Below are 1,445 nucleotides of genomic sequence, written 5' to 3' on the forward strand. Positions count from 1 at the left end.
CGCAGTCCGTCCTCAAGGTCGGTGAACGGTACCTGGGTGCCGTGGCGGACGCCTGTGGGAGCGTCGGCCTGCGACCAGCTCTCCGGCAGGCGCAGTGGTGTGTGTCCGCTGACGACGTCCTGCCAGAACGCCCGGTCCTCGACGCTGGCCAGCGATTCCAGCTCCGCGGCGATGAAGTCGGCGTAACGCACCGACGGGGCCTGGTAGTCGGGCAGTTCACGGCCGTCGCGCAGGTGCTGGTAGCACTCCACGATCTCCATGACCAGGACGCTGAGGGTCCAGCCCTCGGTGATCGCGTGGCAGTGGCTGACCGTCAGCCGCCAGGCCTCGTCGTCCTCGATGTGCACCAGGACACGGAGTAGCGGAGCGGTGGACAGCTCGAAGAGGTCGGCTCGTTCCCGAGTCAGGTCCGCGGTCCGGCGTCGCTCCTGCTCCTCGACGTCGAGCCCTCGCAGGTCGTGGACGGTCAGGGGCAACTCGGCTGTTTGGTGGACGAGTTGGAGGGGCTGGGAGTAGCCGTCGAGATGCATGGACGTGCGCAGTGCGTCATGGCGGTCCGTCAGGACATCCAGCGCTTCCCGCAGCGCCTCGGCTGAGAAGGGCTGCCGGTCGGGAACTCGGAGCGAGTCGACGTTGTGGTACGGAGTACGGGCCCGGGCTCCGCGCTCGTTCCGGGCGGCCAGCATCTCGATGAGCATGCCGGTCTGGATCTGGGACAGGGGGTAGGCGTCGGTGATGTCGCCGGGTAGGGCGGTGCGGTCCTCGTCGCTGATCAACGAGAACGGTGTGACCGTGTGGATCAGCGAGCTGCCGACGGCCTGGCCGGAGAGCAGCTTGGCGAGGTCGGCGACGGTGCGGTGCTCGAAGACATCCCGGACCGACAGTTCGTGGCCGGCGGCGCGCAGGGCGCCGACGAGTCGCACCGCGGCGATGGAGTCGCCGCCCAGGTCGAAGAAGGTCTCCTCGACACCGAGGTGCTCTAGACCGAGGATCTGTCCCCAGGTCGCCGCGAGGTCCCGCTCGACCGGGGTCCGGGGGGCGGTACGCGCGCCGCCGACGCTCCTGGACAGTTCCAGTGTGGGCAGGGCGCGGTGGTCGACCTTGCCGTTGCCGGTGAGGGGGATGCGGTCGATGGCCATGTAGGCGGCGGGGACCATGTAGTCCGGCAGGTTCATGGCCAGGTGCTCGCGCAGGGTGGTGGTGTCCGGCTCGGTGTCGGTGACGAGGTACGCGACGATGTGCTTGATGCCGGGGCTGGGTTCGCGGACGGTGACGACGGTGTCGTGGATGGTGGGGTGTTCGCGCAGGCGGGCTTCGATTTCGCCGAGTTCGATGCGGTAGCCGCGGATTTTGACCTGGGTGTCGATGCGGCCGAGGTAGTCGAGGGTGCCGTCGGGCAGGCGGCGGGCGAGGTCGCCGGTGCGGTAGAGGCGGGAGCCGGGGGG

Annotated in this window: 1 protein-coding gene; it reads right to left on the reverse strand. The window is 69.3% G+C overall.

Going from position 1 to position 1,445, the window contains the following annotated elements; genetic code table 11:
• On the reverse strand, positions 1–1,445 hold a 1,445-nt coding region (locus ACZ55U_RS39040; RefSeq protein ID WP_465534396.1), incomplete at both ends, for a condensation domain-containing protein.

This window comes from Kitasatospora sp. NPDC034533 (assembly GCF_055575155.1).